28 protein-coding genes are annotated in these 23,868 nt (G+C 72.3%); 10 read left to right on the top strand and 18 right to left on the bottom strand.

What is annotated here, in order from left to right; all coding sequences use genetic code 11:
- Window positions 1-333 precede the first annotated feature (333 nt).
- Genes ABZ780_RS20375 through ABZ780_RS20400 form a run of 6 tightly spaced genes read right to left on the bottom strand, consistent with a single transcriptional unit; the run spans window position 334 to window position 7,066 of the window.
- The gene (locus ABZ780_RS20375; protein WP_357001241.1) at window positions 334-1,671 is read right to left on the bottom strand and encodes a glutamate mutase L; all 1,338 of its coding nucleotides are present in this window, start codon (window positions 1,669-1,671) and stop codon (window positions 334-336) included.
- Between the two features lie 43 nt (window positions 1,672-1,714).
- The gene (locus ABZ780_RS20380; RefSeq protein WP_357001244.1) at window positions 1,715-2,122 is read right to left on the bottom strand and encodes a hotdog domain-containing protein; all 408 of its coding nucleotides are present in this window, start codon (window positions 2,120-2,122) and stop codon (window positions 1,715-1,717) included.
- Window positions 2,119-2,868 carry an OAM dimerization domain-containing protein gene (locus ABZ780_RS20385; protein ID WP_357001246.1) on the bottom strand — a complete coding sequence of 250 codons (750 nt, stop codon included), beginning with the start codon at window positions 2,866-2,868 and terminating at the stop codon, window positions 2,119-2,121. Before ABZ780_RS20385 ends, ABZ780_RS20380 begins: the two co-directional genes overlap by 4 nt.
- A complete protein-coding gene (locus ABZ780_RS20390) occupies window positions 2,865-4,424 on the bottom strand; it encodes a lysine 5,6-aminomutase subunit alpha (RefSeq protein WP_357001249.1) in 1,560 nt (519 codons plus the stop codon). The genes ABZ780_RS20385 and ABZ780_RS20390 overlap by 4 nt, the downstream gene beginning before the upstream one ends.
- 22 nt (window positions 4,425-4,446) lie before the next feature.
- Complete coding sequence (locus tag ABZ780_RS20395; RefSeq protein WP_357487021.1) at window positions 4,447-6,012, bottom strand: amidohydrolase; 1,566 nt, start codon at window positions 6,010-6,012, stop codon at window positions 4,447-4,449.
- Between the two features lie 4 nt (window positions 6,013-6,016).
- Window positions 6,017-7,066, bottom strand: a complete 1,050-nt coding sequence (locus ABZ780_RS20400) for a zinc-binding alcohol dehydrogenase (RefSeq protein ID WP_357002767.1) — start codon at window positions 7,064-7,066, stop codon at window positions 6,017-6,019.
- A 152-nt stretch (window positions 7,067-7,218) separates the two neighbouring features.
- Here ABZ780_RS20400 and ABZ780_RS20405 point away from each other — a divergent pair, with 152 nt between their 5' ends.
- Complete coding sequence (locus tag ABZ780_RS20405; protein WP_357001254.1) at window positions 7,219-8,625, top strand: lysine 2,3-aminomutase; 1,407 nt, start codon at window positions 7,219-7,221, stop codon at window positions 8,623-8,625.
- Window positions 8,626-8,871: 246 nt separating this feature from the next.
- Here ABZ780_RS20405 and ABZ780_RS20410 read toward each other — a convergent pair whose 3' ends face one another.
- The 3 genes from ABZ780_RS20410 to ABZ780_RS20420 all read right to left on the bottom strand — a co-directional run bounded on the left by ABZ780_RS20410 (window position 8,872) and on the right by ABZ780_RS20420 (window position 10,524).
- Entirely contained in the window at window positions 8,872-9,534 is a 663-nt protein-coding gene (locus ABZ780_RS20410; RefSeq protein ID WP_357001256.1) for a polysaccharide deacetylase family protein, read from the bottom strand.
- A gap of 378 nt (window positions 9,535-9,912) precedes the next feature.
- Complete coding sequence (locus ABZ780_RS20415) at window positions 9,913-10,254, bottom strand: YnfA family protein (RefSeq protein ID WP_357001259.1); 342 nt, start codon at window positions 10,252-10,254, stop codon at window positions 9,913-9,915.
- Between the two features lie 75 nt (window positions 10,255-10,329).
- The gene (locus ABZ780_RS20420) at window positions 10,330-10,524 is read right to left on the bottom strand and encodes a CsbD family protein (RefSeq protein WP_053661241.1); all 195 of its coding nucleotides are present in this window, start codon (window positions 10,522-10,524) and stop codon (window positions 10,330-10,332) included.
- A gap of 166 nt (window positions 10,525-10,690) precedes the next feature.
- Here ABZ780_RS20420 and ABZ780_RS20425 point away from each other — a divergent pair, with 166 nt between their 5' ends.
- Window positions 10,691-11,302: a histidine phosphatase family protein gene (locus tag ABZ780_RS20425; RefSeq protein WP_357001262.1), complete on the top strand. Its 612-nt coding sequence runs from the start codon at window positions 10,691-10,693 to the stop codon at window positions 11,300-11,302.
- Here ABZ780_RS20425 and ABZ780_RS20430 read toward each other — a convergent pair.
- From ABZ780_RS20430 to ABZ780_RS20440, 3 genes are all read right to left on the bottom strand, one after another.
- A complete protein-coding gene (locus ABZ780_RS20430; protein ID WP_357001265.1) occupies window positions 11,232-11,738 on the bottom strand; it encodes an Lrp/AsnC family transcriptional regulator in 507 nt (168 codons plus the stop codon). The genes ABZ780_RS20425 and ABZ780_RS20430 overlap by 71 nt on opposite strands.
- A gap of 101 nt (window positions 11,739-11,839) precedes the next feature.
- Window positions 11,840-12,982 (bottom strand): acyl-CoA dehydrogenase family protein, encoded by a 1,143-nt coding sequence (locus tag ABZ780_RS20435; RefSeq protein ID WP_357001267.1) that lies wholly within the window; start codon window positions 12,980-12,982, stop codon window positions 11,840-11,842.
- Complete coding sequence (locus ABZ780_RS20440) at window positions 12,979-14,088, bottom strand: Xaa-Pro peptidase family protein (protein ID WP_357487023.1); 1,110 nt, start codon at window positions 14,086-14,088, stop codon at window positions 12,979-12,981. Before ABZ780_RS20440 ends, ABZ780_RS20435 begins: the two co-directional genes overlap by 4 nt.
- A 204-nt stretch (window positions 14,089-14,292) precedes the next feature.
- Between ABZ780_RS20440 and ABZ780_RS20445 the strand changes: the two genes are divergently transcribed.
- The 3 genes from ABZ780_RS20445 (at window position 14,293) to ABZ780_RS20455 (ending at window position 17,039) form a co-directional block, all read left to right on the top strand.
- On the top strand, window positions 14,293-15,663 hold the full coding sequence (locus ABZ780_RS20445; protein ID WP_357487025.1) for a glycosyl hydrolase family 18 protein: 1,371 nt from the start codon (window positions 14,293-14,295) through the stop codon (window positions 15,661-15,663).
- A gap of 162 nt (window positions 15,664-15,825) precedes the next feature.
- A complete protein-coding gene (locus ABZ780_RS20450) occupies window positions 15,826-16,053 on the top strand; it encodes a hypothetical protein (protein WP_357001278.1) in 228 nt (75 codons plus the stop codon).
- Window positions 16,054-16,112: 59 nt separating this feature from the next.
- Complete coding sequence (locus tag ABZ780_RS20455) at window positions 16,113-17,039, top strand: 5'-3' exonuclease (RefSeq protein WP_357001281.1); 927 nt, start codon at window positions 16,113-16,115, stop codon at window positions 17,037-17,039.
- Window positions 17,040-17,154: 115 nt separating this feature from the next.
- Here the strand turns inward: ABZ780_RS20455 and ABZ780_RS20460 are convergent, their stop codons facing one another.
- From ABZ780_RS20460 to ABZ780_RS20485, 6 genes are all read right to left on the bottom strand, one after another.
- Entirely contained in the window at window positions 17,155-17,871 is a 717-nt protein-coding gene (locus ABZ780_RS20460; protein WP_357001284.1) for an isocitrate lyase/phosphoenolpyruvate mutase family protein, read from the bottom strand.
- 47 nt (window positions 17,872-17,918) lie between these two features.
- On the bottom strand, window positions 17,919-18,221 hold the full coding sequence (locus ABZ780_RS20465; protein ID WP_357001287.1) for a GNAT family N-acetyltransferase: 303 nt from the start codon (window positions 18,219-18,221) through the stop codon (window positions 17,919-17,921).
- A gap of 109 nt (window positions 18,222-18,330) precedes the next feature.
- Window positions 18,331-18,600, bottom strand: a complete 270-nt coding sequence (locus ABZ780_RS20470; RefSeq protein ID WP_357487027.1) for a GlsB/YeaQ/YmgE family stress response membrane protein — start codon at window positions 18,598-18,600, stop codon at window positions 18,331-18,333.
- A 164-nt stretch (window positions 18,601-18,764) separates the two neighbouring features.
- A complete protein-coding gene (locus ABZ780_RS20475) occupies window positions 18,765-19,334 on the bottom strand; it encodes a GerMN domain-containing protein (RefSeq protein WP_357001293.1) in 570 nt (189 codons plus the stop codon).
- Window positions 19,331-20,689, bottom strand: coding sequence for a HAMP domain-containing sensor histidine kinase (locus tag ABZ780_RS20480; protein WP_357001295.1), 1,359 nt, complete (start codon window positions 20,687-20,689; stop codon window positions 19,331-19,333). Before ABZ780_RS20480 ends, ABZ780_RS20475 begins: the two co-directional genes overlap by 4 nt.
- A complete protein-coding gene (locus ABZ780_RS20485) occupies window positions 20,686-21,369 on the bottom strand; it encodes a response regulator transcription factor (protein WP_357001297.1) in 684 nt (227 codons plus the stop codon). Before ABZ780_RS20485 ends, ABZ780_RS20480 begins: the two co-directional genes overlap by 4 nt.
- Before the next feature lie 153 nt (window positions 21,370-21,522).
- Here ABZ780_RS20485 and ABZ780_RS20490 point away from each other — a divergent pair, with 153 nt between their 5' ends.
- From ABZ780_RS20490 to ABZ780_RS20510, 5 genes are all read left to right on the top strand, one after another.
- Window positions 21,523-21,921 (top strand): STAS domain-containing protein, encoded by a 399-nt coding sequence (locus tag ABZ780_RS20490; protein ID WP_357487029.1) that lies wholly within the window; start codon window positions 21,523-21,525, stop codon window positions 21,919-21,921.
- Between the two features lie 24 nt (window positions 21,922-21,945).
- Entirely contained in the window at window positions 21,946-22,227 is a 282-nt protein-coding gene (locus ABZ780_RS20495; RefSeq protein WP_357001303.1) for a GlsB/YeaQ/YmgE family stress response membrane protein, read from the top strand.
- Window positions 22,228-22,305: 78 nt separating this feature from the next.
- Window positions 22,306-22,899 (top strand): STAS domain-containing protein, encoded by a 594-nt coding sequence (locus ABZ780_RS20500; RefSeq protein ID WP_357487031.1) that lies wholly within the window; start codon window positions 22,306-22,308, stop codon window positions 22,897-22,899.
- 32 nt (window positions 22,900-22,931) lie between these two features.
- Window positions 22,932-23,225: a BON domain-containing protein gene (locus ABZ780_RS20505; protein ID WP_357487033.1), complete on the top strand. Its 294-nt coding sequence runs from the start codon at window positions 22,932-22,934 to the stop codon at window positions 23,223-23,225.
- A gap of 101 nt (window positions 23,226-23,326) precedes the next feature.
- Window positions 23,327-23,710: an MmcQ/YjbR family DNA-binding protein gene (locus ABZ780_RS20510; RefSeq protein ID WP_357487034.1), complete on the top strand. Its 384-nt coding sequence runs from the start codon at window positions 23,327-23,329 to the stop codon at window positions 23,708-23,710.
- Window positions 23,711-23,868 lie beyond the last annotated feature (158 nt).

Raw genomic sequence — 23,868 nt, forward strand, 5'->3', positions numbered from 1 at the left:
GTGTGGCGAGGACGAGGCACGCCGACCTTCGGACCGACCGGACGCGGACTGGCTGCCCCCGCCGGGCCGTTGTCTACTGGCCGTGCACCTCACCCTGCCCGTACACCGGTAACCGCGACCGGTTCGCGCCGCCCCGCCGACCCCCGCCCGCTGGACCTGGCCGCCGCGACGATGACGCTCAAAATGTCGCTCGGCCAGCGGACGAAGGGACGAAGCGAACAACAGCCGCTTCCCGTGGTAGGACTCAAAGACGGTACGTGCTGCACCCCGCCTCCTGTCAACCCACCCCCGGTCTGTCGTGTCTTGCGCCACGGCGTGTCGGGTCGGCGTGTCTCACTGCGTGCCCAGATGCTTGCGCAGCAGAGCCCCCGCCGCCGTCGGGTGCTCCTCGGCGAGCAGCCCACCGGCGGCCAACACGTAGTCCACGTCCACCACGGCGCGGGCGGCGCGTGGCAGCGCCCACCCGCCGGCGTGGTCGGCGAGGACCGCCGCCAGCACCTGAGCGGACACCGGCTCGGCCGCGTGGCGCAGCACCCCACCGGAGCCCACCAACAGCCGCACGTCGCGCAGGTCCCGGCCGGCGCGTTCCCCCGTGGCGGCGCCCCGGGCGTGCCGGCGCAACGCGACAGTCGCGGCGAGGGTGGCGATGCGCCGGTCCACGGCCCGCTCGGCGTCGTCGGCGGCCAGGAACCCCGGGTCGGCGGCCCGCCGCGCCGCAGCCGCCGTCAGGTCGTCGGCGTCACCGGCGGCGAGCAGCCGCTCCTCCACGGCGGCGCGTACGACCCCGGGGGCGCTCCACCGCATGCCCAGGTCGCCCTCCACGGTGCGGGCCCGCCACAGGCTGCCGGCGACCTCCCGACCCGGCCCAGTGGCCCGCTCGTCGGGGGTGAGCACCGAGTACACGTCGGTGGTGGCCCCACCCACGTCGACGACGGCGAGGTCCCCACCGATGGTGTCGGCGAGGACCTCCACGCCGGTGAGCACCGCGTCGGGGGTGGCCGCGCGCACCAACTGGGCGAACCGGCCGCCCCTCGACAGCCGTTTGCCGCCGATGACGTGCCGCAGGAACACCGCGCGGATCGCCGCCCGCGCCGACGTCGGCGCGAGCACCCCGATGCGGGGCAGCACGTTGTCCGCGCCCGTCACCGGCACCCCGGCGGCCTCCAGCAGCCCGGTCAGTTCGGCACGCACGTCGCCGTTACCTGCCAGCACCACCGGCACCCGCCAGCGGGCCCGGGCCAGCCGCGTCGCGTTGTGGATGATCGTGTCGGCGTCGCCGCCGTCGGTGCCGCCGACGAGCAGCACCACGTCGGGTCGGGCCGCGCGCAGGGCCGACAGGTCGGCGCCGCCGAGGCGCCCGGCGGCCACGTGCACCACGTGCGCGCCGGCGGACAACCCGACCCGCCGGCCGGCCTGCGCGGTGACCAGCGGCTCGTAGCCGATCACGGCAAGCCGCAGCCCACCGCCGGCCGACGAGCACACGTACCACGGCACGTCACCCACGCCCAGCTCGGCGGTGGCCGCCGCGACCGCGGCGTCCAGGCCGTGCAGCACGTCGCTGCCCACCGTGGTGGGCGCGGCCGCCGCACCCACCAGGACACCGGCGGTCAGGTCCACCACGGCCGCCTTGGTGTACGTCGAGCCGACGTCCGCGCAGACCGCGAGGGTCACAGGCCTCCCCCCTGTTCGCGACTGCGGGGCTCGCAACCCCCGCTCACTCCTCGCGACTCACACCTGCGGCGGGAACGACCACGGTGCCGGTCGCGGTGACCGCCACGATCGGCGGGTCGAGGACCTCGGCGGCCGACTCGGAGCGGTCCGGGCGGCCCCGGCACACCACCGCGCAGCTCAACTCCAGGGTGCGGCTGCGGCTGCCCACCCGGGCCACCCGCGCGGTCACCTCCACCACGTCACCGGCCCGGATGGGCGCGGCGAACCGCACGTCGGCGTACCCGGCAAACAGGCCCTCGTCACCATCGGTGCGGATGCACACCTCGGTCGCCACGTCACCGAACAACGCCAGGGCGTACGCACCGTCGACGAGGTTGCCGGCGTAGTGGGCGTGCGAGTACGGCACATACCGCCGGTGCGTCACCGTCAACCCGAGCCTGGAGTCGGTCATACCATCGCCTTCCGCTGCGTGATCAGGGCGTGCACCAGATAACTGGCCACCTCGCCGGGCGTGGTGCCCCGACCGAAGATCCGGTCCACGCCCAACTCGTCGGTCATCGTCTCGTCGAACCGCGGGCCACCGACGATCAGCAGGGGCCGCCGCCCGGCCGGCATGGCCTCCCGGAACGCCGCCGACATCTCCCGGGTGTTGTGCAGGTGCGCGTCGCGCTGGGTGACCACCTGCGACACCAGCACCGCGTCGGCCTTCTCCACCCTCGCCGCCTCCACCAACTCCGGCACGCTGACCTGCGCGCCCAGGTTGGTGACCTTCAACTCCCGGTAGTACTCCAGGCCCTTCTCCCCCGCGATGCCCTTGACGTTGAGGATCGCGTCGATGCCCACGGTGTGCGCGTCGGTGCCGATGCACGCCCCGACCACTGACAGCTTGCGCCGCAGCCGCTGCTTCACCACCGTGTTGACCTCCTTGGCCGACAGCAGCGCGAAGTCCCGCTCCACCACCTGCACCGCGTCCAGGTCGACCAGGTGGTTCACCCGCCCGTACACGACGAAGAACGTGAACCCGTCGCCCATCGGTTTGGCGTGCACCACCATCGCCGGGTCGATGCCCATCCGGTTGGCCAACTGCACCGCGGCGCCCTCGGCCCGCTTGTCGTGCGACACCGGCAGGGTGAACGACACCTGCACCATCCCGTCGCCGGTGGTGTCCCCGTACGGACGCACGATCTGCTTACTCACGCCGCCGCCTCCAGGATCTCGGTGGCCGGGTTGCAGTAGTCGGCCTCGTGCGCGGCGACCCCGGCGAGGCCCTTGCCCCGGTCCGCCGGCCGCTTCATGATCCCGAACGTGCCCTCGGCGATCGCCGTGAGCAGCGTCTGCTCCCCGATGCGCTCCAACAGGTCCAGCGCCTCACCGAGCACCTGGTTGGCGCGACGCCGGATGAACCCGCCCGGCGCGGGCACGAAGTCCTCGTGCAACCCACCGGCCGCGCCCAGCACGTACCGCACGTTCTGCAGGGCGATGTCCCGGTCGGACAACCACGGCGTCACCACCGCCTCGGTCATCATGCCCACCAGCAGGATGCCCTGCCCGGTCATCGCGCCCGCCAGGTTGAAGAACCCGTCGAGCAGGTTGCCCCGGAACACGTCACCGGTCATGTGCTTCGTCGGCGGCATCCACTTCAGCGGCGCCTCGGGGAACAGCTCCCGGGCCAGCAGCGCGTGCGCCAACTCCAACCGGAACGACTCCGGCACCTCCGGATTGATCTCGAACGCGTGCCCCAACCCCAACTGCCAGTCCGCCAACCCCGCCTCGTGGGCGAAGAACTCGTTGAGCAACTGCGACACCGTCACCGTGTGCGCCTCGTCGACGGCGTCGGCGGTGGTCAGGTAGTTGTCCTCACCGGTGTTGATGATGATCCCCGCGCGGGCGTGGACCTGCCGGGAGAACCGCTGGTCGACGAACGTACGGATCGGGTTGATGTCACGGAACAAAATCCCGTACATCGAGTCGTTCAACATCATGTCGAGCCGTTCCAACCCGGCCAGGGTCGCCATCTCCGGCATGCACAACCCGGACGCGTAGTTGGTCAACCGCACGTAGCGGCCCAACTCCTTCGACGACTCGTCCAGGGCCGCGCGCATCAGCCGGAAGTTCTCCTGCGTGGCGTACGTGCCGGCGAACCCCTCCCGGGTCGCGCCCTCGGGCACGTAGTCCAGCAGCGACTGCCCCGTGGAACGGATCACCGCGATCACGTCCGCGCCCGCCCGCGCCGCCGCCTGCGCCTGCGGGATGTCCTCGTAGATGTCCCCGGTCGCCACGATCAGATAGATCCACGGCCGCTGCGCCGGGTCACCGTGCCGCTTCACCAGGCGGTCCCGCTCGGCACGCCGCCGGTCGATACGCCGGACACCCGCCCCGACGACCTTGCGCGCCGCCGACCGGGCGGCCGTCGCGGCCCGACCGGTGGGCAACGCGAACCGCACCGACCCGGCCGCCGCCTTCTGCGCCAGCAACGTCACATCCGTGAGGCCCTCCCGCGCGAGGGCGTCGAACACCGGCACCGCCACCCCGTGACCCAACCCGACATCCGCGACGACCGCGTCGACGAGCCGGTTCACCCACGGAATACCGTCCGGGTCCGCACCGGTCACACCGGCAAGCCGCAGCACCGCCCGCTCCACCGACACCGTGGTGTGACTACGCGCCAGGTCCACCACCGGCTGCCCGGCCCGCCGCGCCAACTCCCGCGCCCGCGCCACCAGCACCGGATCAAGATCAAGCTTCCCGGTCACGCCACACCGCTCATCTGCTCGCTCACGACGACCCTTCCTCGTAGATGACCTCACCGCGCAGCACCAGACGCCGACACACCGGCAGCGGCGTCGGGTCGTCCGGCCCCCGCAGCTCCGGATCCTCCGCCAGCAGCACCGGCAGGCCCCGCTCCACACCGGCCGGCGTCGACCACACCGCGAACGTCGCCGGCGCGCCCAACGCGAGGACCCCCTCGACGTCCAGGTGCACCGCCCGCCACCCACCCCGCGTGTGCGCGGCGAACGCCGACCGCACACTCATCCGCTGCGCCGGATTGTGGTGCGCCGCCGCCGCCCGCACCGACCCCCACGGGTCCAGCGGCGTCACCGGCGAATCCGACCCGAACGCCAACGCCACACCCACCGAGTGCATCGCGCCCATCGGGTTCGACTCCAACGACCGGTCCAGACCCAGCCGCGACTCGTACATCCGGCCCGCGCCACCCCACAACCGGTCGAACGCCGGCTGCATGCTCGCCACGACCCCGTACTCCACGAACCCGGCGATCAACCGCTTACTCATGATCTCCGCGTGCTCGATGCGGTGCCGGGCAGCCCGCAGCCGCTCCACACCCACCGCCCGCGCCGCCGCCGCGAAACCCTGAAGCACCGTGTCGATCGCCGCGTCACCGATCGCGTGGAAACCGCCCTGCATGCCGTGCGCCGCGCAGTCCAACAGGTGATCGCGCACCTGCTCGGCCGACACGTACCCGTGGCCACACCCGTCACCGTCGCCGTACGGCTGCGACACGTGCGCCGTCCGCGAACCCAACGCCCCATCGGCGAACAGGTCACCCCCGGCGCCCACCGCACCCAACTCCCGGGCCCGCGCCGCGCCACCCAGCTCACCCCAGTACCCGTACACCTCCGGCAACCCACCGCCGGAGATGCCCAGCAGACCGGTGAAGTCCTCCTCGTCGGAGATCTCCGGCCCGCCGCACTCGTGCACCGCCGCGATGCCCAGCGACGCCGCGTGCGCCAGCGCCACCCGCTGCGCGGCCACCCGCTGCGCCCGACTCACCGACCCCTGCGCCGCCGCCCGCACCACATGGTGCGCGTCACGCCGCAACCAGCCCGACGCGTCGTACCCGGCCGCGTCGCCCACCTGCGGGCACGCCGCCAGCAACGCCGACGACACCAACGCCGAGTGGATCGACGCCTGCGACAGGTACACCCGCCGACCACCGGCGGCCCGGTCCAGCGCCGCCGCGTCCGGCAGCGTCGCATCCGACCAGCCCGACTCGTCCCAGCCGTGCCCCAGCACCACCGCATCCGCAGGCAGACCGGCCGCGAACCCGGCCACCGCCTCCAGCAGCTGCGCCGCCGACCGCACCCCGGACAACTCCAGCCCGGACAGCGCCAACCCGGTGTCGGTGGCGTGCACGTGGGCGTCGACGAACGCCGGCGTCACCAGCGCCCCACCCAGGTCCACCACCCGGTCGGCCGGCGGCGCGTCACCGTCGGTGCCCAACCAGGCGATCCGCCCACCGGAGACCAGCAGCGCGGTCGCGCTCGGATCGGCGGGACAGTGCAGCACACCGCCGCGGTACAACGTCGAGGGGTTCGTCATGACCTCAGTCTGCCGCCACCCGCGCCGCGAACAGCTGACGCACCCCCGGCTCGGCGCGCAACAACCCCAACGCCAACTCCGCGTGCCCCGGCACGTACCCGTTGCCCACCAGCATCGTCACGTCCGCCGCCAGCCCCTCCGCGCCCAGCGCGGCGGCGGAGAAGCTCGTCGCCATCGAGAAGAAGATCACCGTGCCGCCGTCCGCGGTGGCCAACACCGCCCCGTGCTCGCAGCCCGGCACGTCCACGCACACCACTGTGACGTCCGCCGGGGCACCCAGCGCCGTGGTCACCGCCATCGACAGCCCCACCGGATCCCGGGCGTCGGCCAACGCCACCACCGAGGCCAGACCGGCGGCCGTCAGCGCATCGCGCTCCGCCGCCACCGGCACCACTCCGACGGTACGCGCCGCACCCGCGCGCCGCGCCGCCGCGAGCGACAGCGACCCACTCTTACCCGCCCCACCGATCACCGCGACCCGCACCGGCGTCTCGTCACCGGCGCGCCGACGATCCTCGACGTAGCGCGACACCACCCGCGCGGTCAGCGCGGGCGCCCCGCACACGTCCAGCACCGCCAGGGACAGCTGCGGGTCCTCGTCCTCGGGCAGCACCGCGGCGATGGAACGGGCGAACAGGATCGCCCACCCGTCGCAGGGCACCTGCTCGCTGCGCCCGTCCCAGCGGGCCAGCCCGTCGGTGACCACCAACGGCGTCAGCGTCAGCGACACCAACGTGGCGACCCGCTGCCCGGGCTTGAGCCCCAGCGGGGAGCGCCGACCAGCCTCCTCGACCGTACCGATCAGCATGCCACCGGAGCCGGTCACCGGGTTCTGCATCTTCCCCCGGGTGGAGATGATCTCCAGAACCTCGGCGCGCACGGCGTCCCCGTCACCGCCGTGCTTCTCCGACAACTGCCGGAAGCTCGCCGCGTCCAGGTTGAGCCGCTGCACCCGGATCCGCACCTCGTTCGGCGCGATCGCCGCCGATGCGTCCAGGCGCCAGGCCGCCTGCGGCAGCACCCCCGCTGGCTCCACGACGCGGTGCAGTCCCACCGGTGACGTCACGCCGACCTCCCCTGCCCAGCCGTTCGAAGCCCCGGTCAAGGCTCGCGTAACGGGAAAACTTACGGCAGACTAGTTTCTGTACCGAATATTTTCCAGTAGCCTTCGGGCCCGTTGAACATCCGCGACACCGAGGAGGGGCCGTGACCCAGACCCAACCGGTTGAGACCATCCCTCAACCCCGTCACGCCCCGGTCGCCGCACCGACCGCCGGGCAGCCCTACGAATACCACCGCCGCCCCCTGGTCGAACCCGACTGGACCCGCTTCCCCGGCTGGCGACACGTGACCCGCGACCAGTGGGAATCCGCCCAGTGGCAGCGCGTCAACTGCGTCAAGAACGTCAAGCAGCTCCGCGCCGTCTTCGGCGACCTCATCGACGACAGCTTCTACACCGACCTCCAGGCCGACCAACAGGCGCTGGCCACCATGTCGATGCTCGTGCCACCCCAGATGATCAACACGATGGTGCCGTTCGCGCCCCTCACCACCGAGGCGCTGCTCGCCGACCCCATCCGCCGCTACATGATCCCGGTCGCCTCCGACCGACGCACCGACTGGCCCTCACACCCCTACGCCAGCCGCGACAGCCTGCACGAGCACGACATGTGGGTCGCCGAAGGGCTCACCCACCGCTACCCCACCAAGGTCCTGGCCGAGCTGCTCTCCACCTGCCCGCAGTACTGCGGGCACTGCACCCGCATGGACCTCGTCGGCAACTCCACCCCCGCCGTCGACAAGCTCAAACTCACCCTCAAGCCCGTCGACCGCTACGACGCCCACATCAGCTACCTCAAAGCCCACCCCGGCGTCCGCGACGTCGTCGTCTCCGGCGGCGACGTGGCCAACGTCCCGTGGCGCAACCTCGAGTCGTACCTCATGCGCCTGCTGGAACTGGAGACGGTCCGCGACATCCGGCTCGCCACCAAGGCCCTGATGGGCCTCCCCCAGCACTGGCTGCAACCCGACGTCGTCGAAGGCCTGGAGCGCGTCGCCCGCACCGCCGCCCGACGCGGCGTCAACCTCGCCATCCACACCCACGTCAACCACGCCCAGTCACTCACCCCACTGGTCGCCAAGGCCGCCCAGACCGCCCTCGACGTCGGCGTCCGCGACGTACGCAACCAGGGCGTCCTCATGCGCGGCGTCAACGCCACCACACCCGAACTGCTCGACCTCTGCTTCGCACTCCAGGGCGAGGCCGGGATCCTGCCGTACTACTTCTACATGTGCGACATGATCCCCAACGCCGAACACTGGCGGGTCCCCGTCTGGCACGCCCAGCAACTCCAGCACGACATCATGGGCTACCTGCCCGGCTACGCCACCCCCCGGATCGTCTGCGACGTGCCCTTCGTCGGCAAGCGCTGGGTGCACATGCTCACCGACTACGACCGTGACCGGGGCATCTCCTACTGGACCAAGAACTACCGCACCTCCATCGAGTCGGCAGACCTGGAAGCGCTCAATAAGCGCTACGCCTACTACGACCCGATCGACACCCTGCCCGACAGCGGCCAGCAGTGGTGGGCCGACCACCGCGACGACTGATCGACCACCCGACGCCCCCGCAGAGCCGTTGCTCCCGGGGGCGTCGGGCGTCAGCCGTCGTGGGCGGCGGCCGCCGCCGGGGGTGGGTCCGCGACGAGCATGATGTCTCTGCGACATCAATATGTCTCCACGACATCACGCTCGCCGACATCCCCGCCCCCTGGCCGCCCGCAGCCGACAGCCACCCCAGCCGCCACCCCAGCCGCCACCCCACGCGCCGGTCCGATCCTGGCCGCCGCCCGGCACTCAGGCGCCGGCCAGCACCTCCGACAGCGGCGCTGGCACCAGGCCCCGCTCGCGCAACCCGGCCAGGATGTGCGGCAACGCCTCGTCGGTCATCGAGGCGTTCGCCTCCGTCACGTGCATGATCACAATCGACCCGGGGCGCGCCTTGTCGAGCACCGCGCGCACCAGCGGCTCCCAGGCCTTGGCGAACGGATCGCCGCTGACCACGTCCCCGTCGACCACCGTCAGCCCGAGCGGAGCGAGCGCGTCCAGCGCAGCCTTGTCGTGGCACAGCCCCGGGAAGCGGAAGTACCGGGTCTGCCGACCCCCGTACGGCTCGATCACCCGGAACGTCTTCGCCACGTCCTCGGTCATGCCCCTCGCCGCCACCCGGGGCAGGTCATAGCAGTTGCCGGTGAACGCCGCGTGCCCGTAGGTGTGGTTGGCCAGCTCGAAACGCGGGTTGCCGGCGATCCGCCGGGTGACCTCCGGATACCGCTCCACCCACTTGCCGGTCAGGAAGAAGGTCGCCGGAACCTGCTCCCGTTCCAGCAGGTCGAGGATGCGCAGGTTGGCGTACGACTTCACCCGCCCGCTCCGCAGGCTCTGCAGCATCCCGTCGGTCATGTCCGCGTCGAACGTCAACGCGACCCGGTTGCCGACCCGCGGCCCGTGATCGACCACCGGCGGCCTGGTCCCCGTCGGCGTAGCACCCGGGACGCCGGCCGCCGGTGGGCGCTCCGCTCCCGTGCCACCACCGGGCGACGGCGGAGGCGTGCCGCCCTCCGGTGACGGCGGGGCCGTGGTGACTGCCGCGCCAGCGCTGGGTGACGGCGGGGCCGTGGTGACCGACGGAGCGACGAAGGTTGGCGGCTGCGATGCCCTGGAGGGCGGTGCCGCGCACCCGGCGCCTCCGAGGGTGGCGGCCACCATCAGCGCGCCGAGCAGGGGACGGAGCCGAGGGCGGATCACGCCGTGGATCATGGCAGAAGTGAACGGGATTCGGTGTCCCCCGTACGCCCCGGCCGCGATGCCGGGTCAGGCCCGCGGATGTGGCAGCGACTACGCCGGGCCGCCGCGCGGCGCGTACATGATGACCGCGACGCCGAGCAGGCAGAGCGCCGCGCCTGTCACGTCCCACCGGTCCGGGCGGAAACCGTCCACCACCATCGCCCAGCCCAACGAGCCCGCCACGAACACCCCGCCGTACGCGGCCAGGATCCGACCGAAGTTCGGGTCCGGCTGGAACGTCGCGACGAAGCCGTAACACCCCAGCGCGACCACACCGGCGGCGATCCACCAGAGGCCGCGCTGCTCCCGCCAGCCCTGCCAGACCAGCCAGGCCCCACCGATCTCGGCCAGCGCGGCGAGCACGAACAACACCAGGGAACGGAGCACGGTCACTCAGCGACCCTAGCCGGAACACACGACGGGTCCCCGGGCGTGCCATCGCGCCCGGGGACCCGTGGACAACTCAGGTCACTTCGTGAAGGAGTCCTTCGCGTTGCGGCCCGCGTCCTTCATGTTCTGACCGGCCTGCTTGGCGCGCGCCTCGCTCTTCTCGCTGGCGCCCTCGCCACGCATCCGCTCGTTGTCGGTCATGTCGCCGACCCGCTCCTTCGCGGCGCCGGCCATCTGCTCAACCTTGTTCCGTGCCTTCTCGGTGAAGCTCATCGCGCCTCCTCGGTCTGGCGATTGTCCCCGTCCGCTTGCCCTCTCTCCGGGTGCCGAAACCGGTGGTGCCGGTCGGCACATCCGGTAGGGCATCCTAGGAAGATAGGTGGGATGGTGAAGCCGCAGCCGTCGGGTGCCACCGCCCCCACGATGGTTAACTTGCCGCATGGGAGAGCTCCTGCTGATCCGGCACGGCGAGACCACCTGGAGCGCCACCCGCAGACACACCTCGTACACCAATCTGGAGCTGACCCCCGACGGCGAGCGACAGGCCCGCACCCTCGCCGCGTTCCTGGCCGGCCGGCGGTTCGCCACCGTGCTGGCCAGTCCCCGCTCGCGGGCGCTGCGCACCGCGCAGCTGGCCGGGCTCACCGTCGACGCCGTCGACGAGGACCTCAGTGAGTGGAACTACGGCGAGTACGAGGGCCGCACCACCGCCGACATCCACGACGACCAGCCACACTGGAACATCTGGACCGACGGCTGCCCCGGCGGGGAGTCCCCCGCGCAGGTGGGCGCCCGGCTCGACCGGGTGCTGGCCCGGGTCACCCCGCTGCTCGACCGTGGCACCGTCGCGCTGGTCGGCCACGCGCACAGCCTGCGGGTCCTCGGCGCCCGCTGGATCGGCCTGCCCCCGTCCGCCGGCGGCCTACTGCGGCTGGACACCGCCACGGTCAGCGCGCTCGGTCACGAGCACGGCCGGCCGGTCATCCTCCGGTGGAACCAGCCGGCTCCTCCGGCACCCGGGACCGCGACCGACTCGGTGCCGCAGCGCTGATCTTCGGCGGCCGGTTCTCGTACGGGGTGGACAACACCACCGTCGTCCGTGTGGTCACGCTCGCCGACGTGCGGATCTCCTGGAGCAGCCGCTCCAGGTCGGCCGGGCTGGCCACCCGCACCAGCAGCATGTAGAAGTCCTCCCCCGCCACCGAGTAGCAGGAGTCGATCTCGGGCAGGTGGGCCAGCCGTTCGGGCGCGTCATCCGGCTGCGACGGGTCGAACGGCCGGATCGCCACGAACGCCGACAACGGCAGGTCCAGCGCCTCGAAGGAGACCCGGGCGGCGTACCCCTTGATGACCCCACGCTGCTCCAGCCGGCGCACCCGCTGGTGCACGGCGGACACCGACAGCCCCACCCTCTCGGCCAGGTCGGTGTACGACAGCCGGCCGTCAGCGGTCAGCGCGGCAACGATGGCGCGGTCGATCTCCTCCACGGCGAGCAACCTACCGGGAAAACGGCCCGGCGGCGACGAGAAACCCGCCCGCCCGGGCCGCGGCGGGTGCGGTCGACACCGCCGCGCCCGCCGCGGCCCGTTCAGCCCTTCGCCAGCGCCCGGGAGATCACCATCCGCTGGATCTGGTTGGTGCCCTCCACGATCTGCAACACCTTGGCCTCGCGCATGTACCGCTCCACCGGGTGATCGGCCACGTAGCCGGCCCCGCCGAGCACCTGCACCGCGTCGGTGGTCACCCGCATCGCCATGTCGGTGGCGAAGAGCTTGGCCTTGGCGGCCTCGATCGAGTACGGCCGACCGGCGTCGCGCAGCCGGGCCGCCGCGAGGGTCAGCGCGCGGGCCGCCGAGATCTGCGTCGCCGCGTCGGCGAGCAGGAAGCCGAGCCCCTGGAAGTCGATGATGGACCGGCCGAACTGCTGACGCTCCCGGGCGTAGGAGACCGCGTAGTCCAGGGCGGCCTGGGCCAGCCCGACCGCGCAGGCCGCGATGCCCAACCGGCCGGAGTCCAACGCCGACATCGCGATGGTGAAGCCCACTCCCTCGCCACCGACGAGCCGGTCGGCCGGGATCCGGGCGTCGTCGAAGGCGATCTGCGCCACCGGTGAGGAGCGCAGACCCATCGTCCGCTCGGCCGCCTGCGGGGTGACGCCGGCCGTGCCCGCGTCGACCAGCAGGCAGGAGATCCCCTTCGGGCCGGACCCTCCGGTGCGGCAGAACACGTTGTAGAAGTCGGCGACCCGGGCGTGGGTGATCCACGCCTTGGTGCCGGAGACGACGTACGCGTCGCCGTCTCGCTCGGCCCGGGTGCTCAGCGACGCCGCGTCGGAACCGCCCTGCGGCTCGGAGAGGCAGTACGCGCCGAGCAGTTCGCCGCCGAGCATGTCCGGCAGCAGCTTGCGCTGCTCGTCGGTGCCGAACGCGGCCACCGGGTAGCAGGACAGGGTGTGCACGCTGACCGCCTCGGCGACCGCGAGCCACCGGCTGGCCAGGATCTCCAGCACCTGCAGGTACACCTCGTAGGGCTGGGCGGCCCCGCCGTACTCCTCGGGATAGGGCAGGCCGAGCAGGCCGGCCCGGCCGAGGGTGCGCAGCACGTCGCGGGGGAACTCGGCGCGCTCCTCGAAGCCGGCGGCCTTCGGCGCGAGCTCACGGTCGGCGAGCTCGGTGGCGAGGTCCAGCAGGTCGTGGGCCTCGTCGGTGGGGAGGATCCGGTCGACAGTCATAGGGCGATGAGCTCCGTGGGGGTGGTGTTGAGCCGTTGCACGCCGTCTGTTGTGCAGACGACGATGTCCTCGATGCGGGCGCCGTGTCGGCCCGCCAGGTAGATGCCCGGTTCGATGGAGAACGCCATCCCGGCCTCCAGGGGCCGGTCGTTGCCGGTCACCAGGTAGGGCTCCTCGTGACCGTCCAGCCCGATGCCGTGGCCGGTGCGGTGCAGGAACGCGTGGCCGTAGCCGGCGGCGGCGATGGGTTCCCGGGCCGCGGCGTCGGCTGCCGCGCCGGTGATCCCCGGCCGCACGGCCGCCACGGCTGCGCGCTGGGCGTCGTGCAGCACCGCGTAGTAGTCCAGGAACTCGGCGGGCGCCGGACCGCCGGCCACGTAGGTGCGGGTGCAGTCCGAGCGGTAGCCCGACGGCATGGTGCCGCCGATGTCCACGACCACCGGTTCGCCGGCCCCGATCGGCCGGTCCGAGGTGCCGTGGTGTGGGCTGGCCCCGTTCGGCCCGGCGGCCACGATGACGAAGTCGACGCTGACGTGCCCGGCGGCACGGATCGCGGCGGCGATGTCGGCGGCCACCTCGGCCTCGGTGCGCCCGGGGCGCAGCCACCGCCCCATCCGCAGGTGCACCTCGTCGATCGCCGCGCCGGCCTCGGCGAGCGCCGCCACCTCCGCCGGGGACTTACGGATGCGCAGCTCGCGCAGCGCCTCGCCGGCGAGCCGCTGCGCGGCGCCGGGCAGCGCCGCGCGCAGCGCGAGGACCTGCTCGGCCCACATCCGGTCGGCAAGCCCCACCGCCGCCGGCGGGCCGTCGAGGGCGGCGACGACCAGGGGGTACGGGTCGACGCCGTCGGGGTGGTCGACGATGCGGATGCCGGTGGCCGACGCCGCCTCTGCGGCCGGACGTTCCAGTGTCGGCACGATGAGCGTGGGCTCCCCCTCGGCGGGCAGCACCAGGCAGGTGAGCCGCTCCCCCGCGTGGGCGTCGTAGCCGGTCAGGTAGCGCAGGTCGGAGCCGGGGGTGAGCAGCAGCGCGTCCAGACCGGCGGCGGCGGTGGCGCGCTGCGCGGCGATCAGCCGGTCTGAGGGGTACAGCTCGTCGGTTCCCACCCCGTCAGCTTAACGGTCGTTTGGGCATCCTCCGAAGCCGCGCCCGTCGTCGGCGAGAAATCCACAGTTGTTGATTGACTCTGACAGTTAACACTCTTTAAGATTTGGCTGCCTCGAGGCCCACCCGTCCCTGCGTTCTCGCACCTCCCGCCCGTGACAACCCTGCACGGGCGGGCGTCGTCCCCCGCCACGGGAAGGCCTCCGATGTCCTCACCACTGCGCCGCGCCCTCGCCGCCGGCCTGCTCGCACTGGCCACGGCCGGCGCGACCCTCGCCATCGCTCCCACCGCCGCCCAGGCCGTGGTGCTGCCGAACAACTTCAAGAGCGTCGGCTACATGCCCTCCTGGGCCGGCAACGTCAACACCGTCCAGTACAACAAGCTCACCCACATCAACTACGCGTTCGTGCTGCCCAACAACGACGGCAGCCTGCGCCCGGTGGAGAACCCGAGCAAGCTCTCCTCGCTGGTCTCCCTCGCGCACGCCAACAACGTCAGGGTGTCGATCGCGGTCGGCGGCTGGAACGACGGCAACGACTCGGCCTTCGAGGCCCTCGCGGCCAACTCCGGCAGCCGGACCGCCTTCGTCAACAACCTGGTCAACTTCGTCAACCAGTACAACCTCGACGGCGTCGACATGGACTGGGAGTACCCCGACCCGGGCGCCTCGGCCAACAACTACACCCAGCTCATGACCCAGCTCGGCAGCGCGATGCACAGTCGCGGCAAGCTGCTCACCGCCGCCGTGGTCTCCGAGGGCACCTACGTCCAGGGCGTACCCACGGCCGTCTTCAACCAGGTCGACTGGCTCAACATCATGGCGTACGACGGCGGCAGCCCGCACGCCAACTACGACTGGTCGATCGCCAGCATCAACCTGTGGAAGTCCCGTGGCCTGCCGGCCAGCAAGGCGGTGCTCGGCATCCCGTTCTACAGCCGCCCCGGCTACTACACGTACTCGGCTCTGGTCGGCATGGACCCGGCCAACGCCAACCGCGACTGCGTCACCGTCGGCGGCGCCCAGCAGTGCTACAACGGCATCCCGACGGTCAAGCGCAAGACGCAGTGGGCGCTCGCCAACGCCGGCGGCGTGATGAACTGGGAGCTGTCGCAGGACACCGCCGGCTCGACCTCGCTGGTCAGCGCCATGTACGACACCATCATGGGCGGCACCACCCCGCCCCCGACCGGTCGTATCGGCCGGATCACCGGCATCGGCGGCAAGTGCGTCGACGTGGCCTCCGCGAGCACCGCCAACGGCGCCGCCATCCAGCTCTGGGGCTGCAACGGCACCAACGCGCAGACGTGGACCGTCGCCAGCGACAGCACCCTGCGGGCCCTCGGCAAGTGCGCCGACATCACCAGCGGCTCCACCGCCAACGGCGCCAAGGTCCAGCTCTGGGACTGCAACGGCACCGGCGCCCAGGTGTGGCAGGCGCAGTCCAACGGCACGCTGCGCAACCCGCAGTCCAACAAGTGCCTGGACGCCACCGACAACAGCTCCGCCGACGGCACCCGGTTGCAGATCTGGGACTGCTTCGCCAGCACCAACCAGCGCTGGACCCTCCCGGCCTGACGGTGTGACCCGCGGTCCCCGGTTGACGCCCAGCGTCGGCCGGGGACGCCGCAGGCAGCCGGGCGAAGGCCCGCCCGCACGGTGGTTTCCTGGCCGGATGGCAGCGGGGGCCCTAGCCTGGATTCGGGCGGCCCGCGCGGGTAGCCTGACCGGGAGGTCCACGTGGCACCGAGCGACACGAACCGGACGGCGACCCGCCGTCGCCGGCAACTGTGGGCCGGAGTGCTCGCGCTCGTCGGCCTGGTCCTGCTCGTCATCGGGCTCACCGTGGCCGACGGCGTCGCGGCCTGGATCGAGGTGGTGGTCGCCATCCTGCTGCTGGTGACCAGCTACGTCGTTCAGCACCTGGCCCGGCGGGAGACCGTCTACCAGGACGACGAGCAGCGCTGACGCCACGGGCCGGCCGGGCGTACCCCTGATCGTCGGAGGGGTGTGCCAGGCTGTCCGGCGTGGCACATCGACCCCCGATCCTGCTGATCGACGCAGCCAGCCTCTACTTCCGGGCCTACTTCGGCGTTCCGGAGTCCGCCGCCCGCACCGAGGACGGCACTCCCGTCAACGCCGTCCGCGGCTTCCTCGACATGCTCGCCACCCTGATCCGCGGGCGCGGCGCCGACCGGATGGTCTGCGCCCTGGACTACGACTGGCGGCCGGCGTGGCGGGTCGAGCTGCTGCCGTCGTACAAGGCGCACCGGGTGGCCCCGCAGGGCGGCGAGGTCGTTCCGGACACGCTCTCCCCGCAGGTGCCGATGATCCTGGAGGTGCTGGCCGCGGTCGGCATCACCGCCGTCGGGGCGACCGGCTACGAGGCCGACGATGTGCTCGGCACCCTGTCGGTGACCCAGCCCGGCCCGGTCGAGGTGGTCTCCGGCGACCGGGACCTGTTCCAGCTCATCGACGACACCCGGCCGGTCCGACTGCTCTACGTCGGGCGCGGCGTCGCCAAGCTCGACGACTGCGACGACGCCGCGGTGCGCGCCCGCTACGGCGTGCCGGCCGACCGGTACGCCGACTTCGCCGCGCTGCGCGGTGACCCCAGCGACGGGCTGCCCGGTGTGCCAGGCGTCGGCGAGAAGACCGCCGCGCGGCTCATCGAGCGGTACGGCTCCATCGCCGGCATCCTGGCCGCGCTGGACGACTCCGACTCGTCCTTCGCTCCGGGCCTGCGCACCAAGCTGGCCGCCGCCCGCGACTACCTGGCCGTCGCGCCGACGGTGGTCCGGGTCGCCCTGGACGTGCCGTTGCCAGAACTGCCCACCGCCCTGCCGACCGCTCCCGTCGATCCGGACCGGCTCCTCGACCTGGCCGGTCAGTGGAACCTGGCCGGATCGACCCGCCGCCTCGTGGACGCCCTGGCCGCCCGCGCCGACGCCTGACAGCGGCTCGGCGCTGGCCGCGCCCCTCGTGGCGGCGGATATCAGCCGGGGCCACCGGCCGCGCAGGCGTCAGCCGTGCGCGGCCCGCGACCGCCGGCCATGCGCCGGGCCAGCATCAGCCGCGCAGGCTGGCGGCGCGGTCACCGACCGCGCCCATGGCGTACCGCTGCATTCCGGGGCCGAAGGTGATGCGGGTGGCGCCCAGCCGCGCCAGCTCCGCCACGGAGTCCCTGGTCGGTTCGGCGGCCATGTTGATGGGGCCGGTGATGCCCTCCCGCAGCACCGGGAGCACCTCGGTCGGCGCCAGGATCGGATAGACGCAGTCGGCGCCGGCCGCCACGTAGAGCTGGGCGCGGGCCACGGCGTCCGCCGGGTCACCCGTGCCGACCAGGAACGTGTCGACGCGCGCGTTGATGACGAGCGCGTCACCCGCCGCCGCCCGCACCTCGGCCAGCCAGTCCGCGTGCCGCCGCGGGTCCCTGAGCGTGGCGTGCCCGTCGGAGTCCTCCAGGTTGCAGCCGACCGCACCGGTCTCCAGGAGCCGCTCGACCAACTCGGCGGGGGCGAGCCCGTAACCGCCCTCGACGTCTGCGGAGACCGGCACGGAGACGGCCCGGACGATCCGCGCCACCGCGGCGAACATCTCGTCCGGCGGTGTCGCGCCATCCTCGTACCCGAGGGAGGCGGCGATCCCCGCGCTCGGGGTCGCGAGCGCCGGGAAACCGGCGTCGGCGAACACCCGGGCGCTGCCGGCGTCCCACGGCCCGGGCAGGACGAGCGGGTCACCGGCGGCGCGGCCGTGATGCAGGGCACGGAAGGTGGAGGCTGTCATCGTTCACGTCTCCCGACGGGTGCGCAGGGCGATGGGACGGGCCGCCCCTATTTGACCTTGCGGGTCGACCGGACCACGATGCCCTCGTACTCCGGGTGCTTGACCAGCCACTCGGCGATGAACGGGCAGATCGGCACGACCGTGCGCCCCTTGGCCCGGGCGTCGTCCAGCACCGCGCGGGCCAGCGTCGACCCGACACCCCGGCCCTCGAACGCCGGATCGACCTCGGTGTGGGTGTAGGCGATGATGGCGCCGGTCAGCTGATAGGTGACGAACCCTGCGACCGTGCCGGCCTCGTCGCGCGCCTCGAACCGCTCCCGCGTCGGCGCCTCTGTCACGGTGAACTGCACCGGACCATCCAACCACAGCACGCTCTCGGCACTCGTTTGTCCGTCGGCCCGCCACCGCGGACAGGCGAGCCCACCCTTGTCGAAGGGTGGGCTCGCCTGTGAAGACTCGTCAGTGGCGTCGGCGGCCGTACGTGCCAGCGACGATGGACACGCCGATCGCCGCGAAGACGACCTGGATGAACAGTTCGATCCAGTCGACGCCAGCGGTGTCGTCGACGCCGAACACACCAGCCACGAGGGTGCCGAGAATCGCGGCGAGCACACCGATGGCCAGGGTGAGCCAGATCGGGATGCTCTGCTTGCCCGGCACCACCAGCCGGCCGAGGGCCCCGATGATCAGACCGATGATGATGGCGGCGAAGAAGCCCGTAACCTCCACGGGAACCTTCCTTCCTCAGTTGTGTCGACCGTGAGTCGCTGTCGTCAGCGACGCATTCGTGCCCCTGGTGGGGCACCCCCGAAACCGCTGATCGGCTCAGAAGCCTGTTTGTCACGCAACTGTCATGAACCGTTGCGACCGCGCCGCACGGTAGGCGGCCGAGGTCATTGCGGGACGATGAGTGGGGCGAAGTCGGCGCGGGTGAGCGGTTGTTCGGTCAGCGAGCCGTCGGCGCGGGGCACGCCGAGGGGCTTGCCGTCGCGCAGGAACGTGACGGTGGCGACGTCGTCACGACTGGTCAGGGTGCAGACGATCTGCCCGAAGGCGAGGACCTCGTCGCTGCGGCCGACGTCGTGGCCGGGTTCGTCGACCGCGACGTGAGCTTGGGCGCCGTTCACCGTCGCCCCGGCGGCGGTGACCGCTCCCGCGAGCGCGCTGGTCAGGTCGTCGTCCCGCTCGACTGTGGTGGGCCCGGCGAGCAGATGCCGCAGGTGCTCCTCGACCGTCGGCGGGCGGTCCACGCGCCGGATGACGGGGACGATGCGGTTGTCGCGGACCAGGCAGAGGATCTCCACGGCGCTGCCGGGCGGGGCGGTGGTGGCATCGGTGGGTGCCGCCGTGCTGAGGAACGGCCCGCGCGGGGGACGCACCGGCCGGGCCGCGTCGTCGGTGGGGATGCCGCAGCCGGTCAGCAGCGCGGTGAGCGTCAACGTGACGACCAGGCGGCGGTTCATGGCAGGCTCCCGGCCAGGGTGACCCGGAAGCAGGCGCCCCCGCCGGGCCGGTCGGTGAGGGTGACGCGTCCAGCGTGCGCGGCGGCGTGCTGGGCGACCAGCGCGAGCCCGAGCCCGGTGCCGTCCCCGGTGCCACGGGTGTGCGCGGCACGCCCCCGCACGAACCGGTCGAAGATCGCCTCGCGGTCCTCGACCGGCACTCCCGGGCCGTCGTCCTCGACCTCGATGACACCGGCGCTGCCGTCGCGGCTCAACCGGACGGTCACCGGACCGCCCCCGTAGGTCGCCGCGTTCTCGAGCAGGTTCGCCAGGATCTGGGCGACCCGCCGCCGCTCCACCTGCCACGTGGCCGGCACGTCGGGGGTGAGGTGGACCAGGGTGGCGGGCAGGTCGAGGGCGTGGCAGGCGTCCCGGGCCAGCTCCACCACGTCCACAGGGGCCCGGTGGGCGGGCTGGTCGCTGCGGGCCAGGTCGATCAGGTCGTTGACGAGCCGCTGGAAACGATCGATCTCGGCGGCGACGAGCCCGGCGGCGACAGCCGTCCGTTCGTCCTGGTGTTCACGGCGGCGCGCCAGGACGCTGGCCGCCGCGGCCAGGGTCTGCAGCGGTGAGCGCAGCTCGTGGCTGACGTCGGCGGCGAAGCGGCGGTCCCGCTCGATGCGGTGCTCAAGGCGGTCGACCATCTGGTTGAACGACGACGACAGGCGAGTCAGGTCGAGGTCGGTGGCCGGGTCGAGGCGGGCGGTGAAGTCACCGGCGGCGATCTTCTCGGCGGCGTCGGCGACCGCCGTCAGCGGACGCAGCCCGTGCCGGGTGGCGTACCAGCCGAGCGCGGCGCCGGAACCCGCGACCATGATCGCGACGGTGGTCAGCGCCAGCGCCAGAACCTGGAACGTCTGCTCCAGCTCACGCAGGGAGTTGACCTCGAAATACGTCGACGTCGCCGACAGCGGCACCCCGACCACGAGGGCGGGCTGGCCGTCCAGGCGTACGCGCTGCAACGCCGGCTGCCCGGCGGCGACGATCCGCCGCAGGTCAGCGGGGATGGCGGTGGTGGTGCCCGAATCGACGGTGCGGGCGTACCACTCGCCGTCCAGGTGCAGCACGGGCCGCCGGCCGCCGCCGGTGTCCAGCGAACGGAGCACCTCCACCACGTCGGGGGTGCCCGTGTCGAGCCCGGCGCGCACGACGGTGGCGTCGAAGTAGGCGGCGCGCAGGGCCGTGCGCTCCCGCTCCTCCAGCAGCGAACGGCGGACCAGCTCGTACGAGACCAGGGCCATCGACGCGGCCAGCAGGAACGCGCCGACGGCGAACGCGGCGGTGACCCGGGTACGTAGTCCGAGGCGGAGTCTCATCGCTGCAGCTTGTAGCCCATACCCCGCAGGGTGACCAGGTGTCGGGGTGTCGCCGGATCCAGTTCGATCTTCTGCCGCAGCCGTCCCACGTGCACGTCGACCAGCCGCTCGTCACCCAGGTCGTACCCCCAGACCCGTTGCAGCAACTGCTGGCGGGACAGCACCCGGCCGGCGTGCTCGGCGAGCTCGCACAGCAGCCGGAACTCGGTGCGGGTGACCGGCACGGGCTGGCCGGCCCGGCGGACCTCCCCCGCGTCGGGGCTGATCTCCAGGTCACCGAAGGCGAGCACGGGCAACGGTTCCGGTTCCGCGACGCCGGCACGGGCGCGGCGGCGCAGGGCGCGCAGCCGAGCGGTCAACTCCTTGATCGCCACCGGCTTGACCACGTAGTCGTCGGCGCCGGCTTCGAGTGCGGCCACGATGTCGTGGGTCTCGTCGCGGGCGCTGACCACCACGATCGGCACGTCGTCGTCGCGGCGCAACTGCCGGATGCACTCGAAACCGTCGAGGCCCGGCAGCATCAGGTCGACCAGCACGTAGTCGGCTGGATCGCGGCGCTGGGCGCGCAGGCCCTCCTCGGCCGTGGCCGCGCCGACGGCGTCGTACCCCTCCTCTTCCAGCGCGAGCAGCAGCGCCAGGCGGATGCGGTCGTCATCCTCGATCACCAGTACGGCCGTCATACCGGCATCATCCCCAGGCCGCACGCCACAGGGCCAACCCCGTCCGCCGGCTGGCGGATTTGTCACGCAACTGTCATGGATCCGCGCGGTGATCGCCAAGCCGGCCCGGCACGGTCGTGGAAGACCAGGTCCGCGAGGGGAAGGGGTACGCCCATGACAGAGTCACCGGCACCGCCGTCGTGGACACTGCCGCTGGTCGAGGTGTGTATCAGCGAGTTCGACCGGGCCGGTCTGCCGGAGACCGGCACCGTGTTCGACCGGCTGCTGGCCCTGCGACCCGCACACGTCGTGGTGGACCTGTCGCGGTGCCGGCACATCGACGCCGCCGCCATCGGGCTGCTGCTCGACGTGCACCGGCGGTTGGTCCGCGCCGACGGGGTCCTCACCGTCCGCAACCCGAACCCCCGCATCCGGCGCATCCTGCACACGGCCCGCCTCGACCAGGTCCTGCCGATCGTCATCGATGCCGAGGCCGGCGGCGGCGACGAACCCGTACCGGCCGCGCCGTCGCCGATCGCGCACGGCCGGGCATCGGTAACCGCGCGTCACTAACCGCCAACCGCGACAGGAGGCAACGTGAGCATCAGTGGATTGGTCAGCGCCGTCGTCGTCGGCGTCGTCGTCGGGCCTCTCGGTCGGCGTGTCGTGCCCGGCCCGCACAGCGTCCCGCTCTGGGTCGCCCTGACCGTCGGCGTCGTCGCCGCGCTGATCGGCTCCACCGCCGCGCGGCTCGCCGGCGTCACCGCTCAGGGGTTCGGCTTCCTGGAAGTGCTCCTGCAGATCTGCGTGGCCGGCGTCGGCGTGGTCCTCGTCGTGGCCACCACCGGTCGCACCGCCCCACCGACGCCAGAGCCCTGACGCACGGAATTCGCACCACCGATTCAGCCCGCACCGAGGTCGTCCGCGGCCGGGCACGGACGTAGGAAGGACAGCGCCATGACCGTCGTCCCCGACGACGACCTGATGACCCTGATCTGCGACATCTGCGGTGACTCCCTCCGGGCCACCGCGTGCGTACTGCCCGACGCGGAGGTCGTCTGGACGTTGGTGTCCGAGCACGGCTGGAGTGGATCTCCCTTCGCGACCGGTCCACACCGCTGCCCCCACTGCAGCCTGCTGCCGACCTCGCGTGGTGGGACGACGGCGTGCGGCGACCACGGCCCGGGCGGCATCCTCGGTATCGACCATCTCGACGACGTGACAGTCGTGGCGGCCACCGGGGACATCGATCTGGCCGCCGGGGACACCCTGCGTTCGGCCCTGCGCCACGCGGCCGAGATGGGTGGACACGTCGTGGTCGACCTGAGCCGCGTGCACCTCATCGACTCCACCGGCCTCGGCCTGCTCGTGCGCGCCCACCAGGACGCCCGCGGCCGTGGCGCCACGCTCAGCCTCGCCGCGCCGTCGCGGTTCATTCGCACCGTCCTGCACACCATGCGCCTGGACGGTGCTCTGCCGATCTTCGAGAGTCGTGATGACGCGCTCGCCCACCTGGCGCAGGGCGCGTCCGTGTCGGGCACCCGCGCCTGATCAGGGCCTATCCACCAGCAAGGAGCTCTCTCGTGCACACGCCATGGCCGCTGCCCGACGACAACGGGTTCGCCGCCGGTCCGCCCGAGCCGGACAGCACGGACCGGCATCTCGAGGCGTTGGTCGCGCAGCGGCTGAGCATCGACTCGACCACGCGGCGGCAACAGATCAGCATCGCCGTGCAGAACCGGGTGGTCATCCTGTCCGGGTTGGTGAGCGACGCGAACGCCCGCCAGGTCGCCGCGGACCTCGCCTGGGACGTGCCGGGAGTCTTCGACGTCTGCAACACGCTGCGGCTCGGCGACCAGCGTCGCACCCGTCGTTGACCGAGGCGGGCCGTCGTCGCCGCTTCGCACCGACCGGTGACCGCAGCGCGTGGGCGCGTAGCCTCGGCACATGCGGATCGCGCGCGCGGTGAGGGGGCACGGTGGCTGACGCCGACGACGTACGCCGCCTGGCGCTGGCCCTGCCGCAGGTGGTGGAGATCGCCAGTGACGGCTTCGACTTCCGGGTGGCCGACAAGGGGTTCGTCTGGTCCTATCCGGAGCGTCGGGCGGGGAAGCCACGCCTGATCCGCACCGACGTCGCCGTGCTGTACGTCGGCGACGAGGCCGAGAAGCAGGCGCTGCTGCTCGGCGAGCCCGACCTCTTCTTCACCGCGCCGGGTTATGAGGGACTGCCCCTGGTGCTGCTGCGCCTGCCCGAGGTCGACGTCGAACGCCTCGGCGAGCTGGTGACCGACGCGTGGCGGATGCGGGTGCCGGACACGCTCCTCGCCGACCTCGACGATCCCGCCGCGCTCCCGGGGTAGCGGACCTCGCCGATGGCGGGGACGCGACCAGCGGCGACGGAGGGTGCGACCGGCGGTGGCGAGGGGTGCGACCGGCGGCGGCAAATCGCGACATGAGTACGCAACCCGCCTGACACATTGACGCGGATCTCGGCGTTCGATTACCGTGCGGACTGAGA

The sequence above is a fragment of the Micromonospora sp. NPDC047467 genome (assembly GCF_040643095.1).
Taxonomy (GTDB): Bacteria; Actinomycetota; Actinomycetes; order Mycobacteriales; family Micromonosporaceae; genus Micromonospora.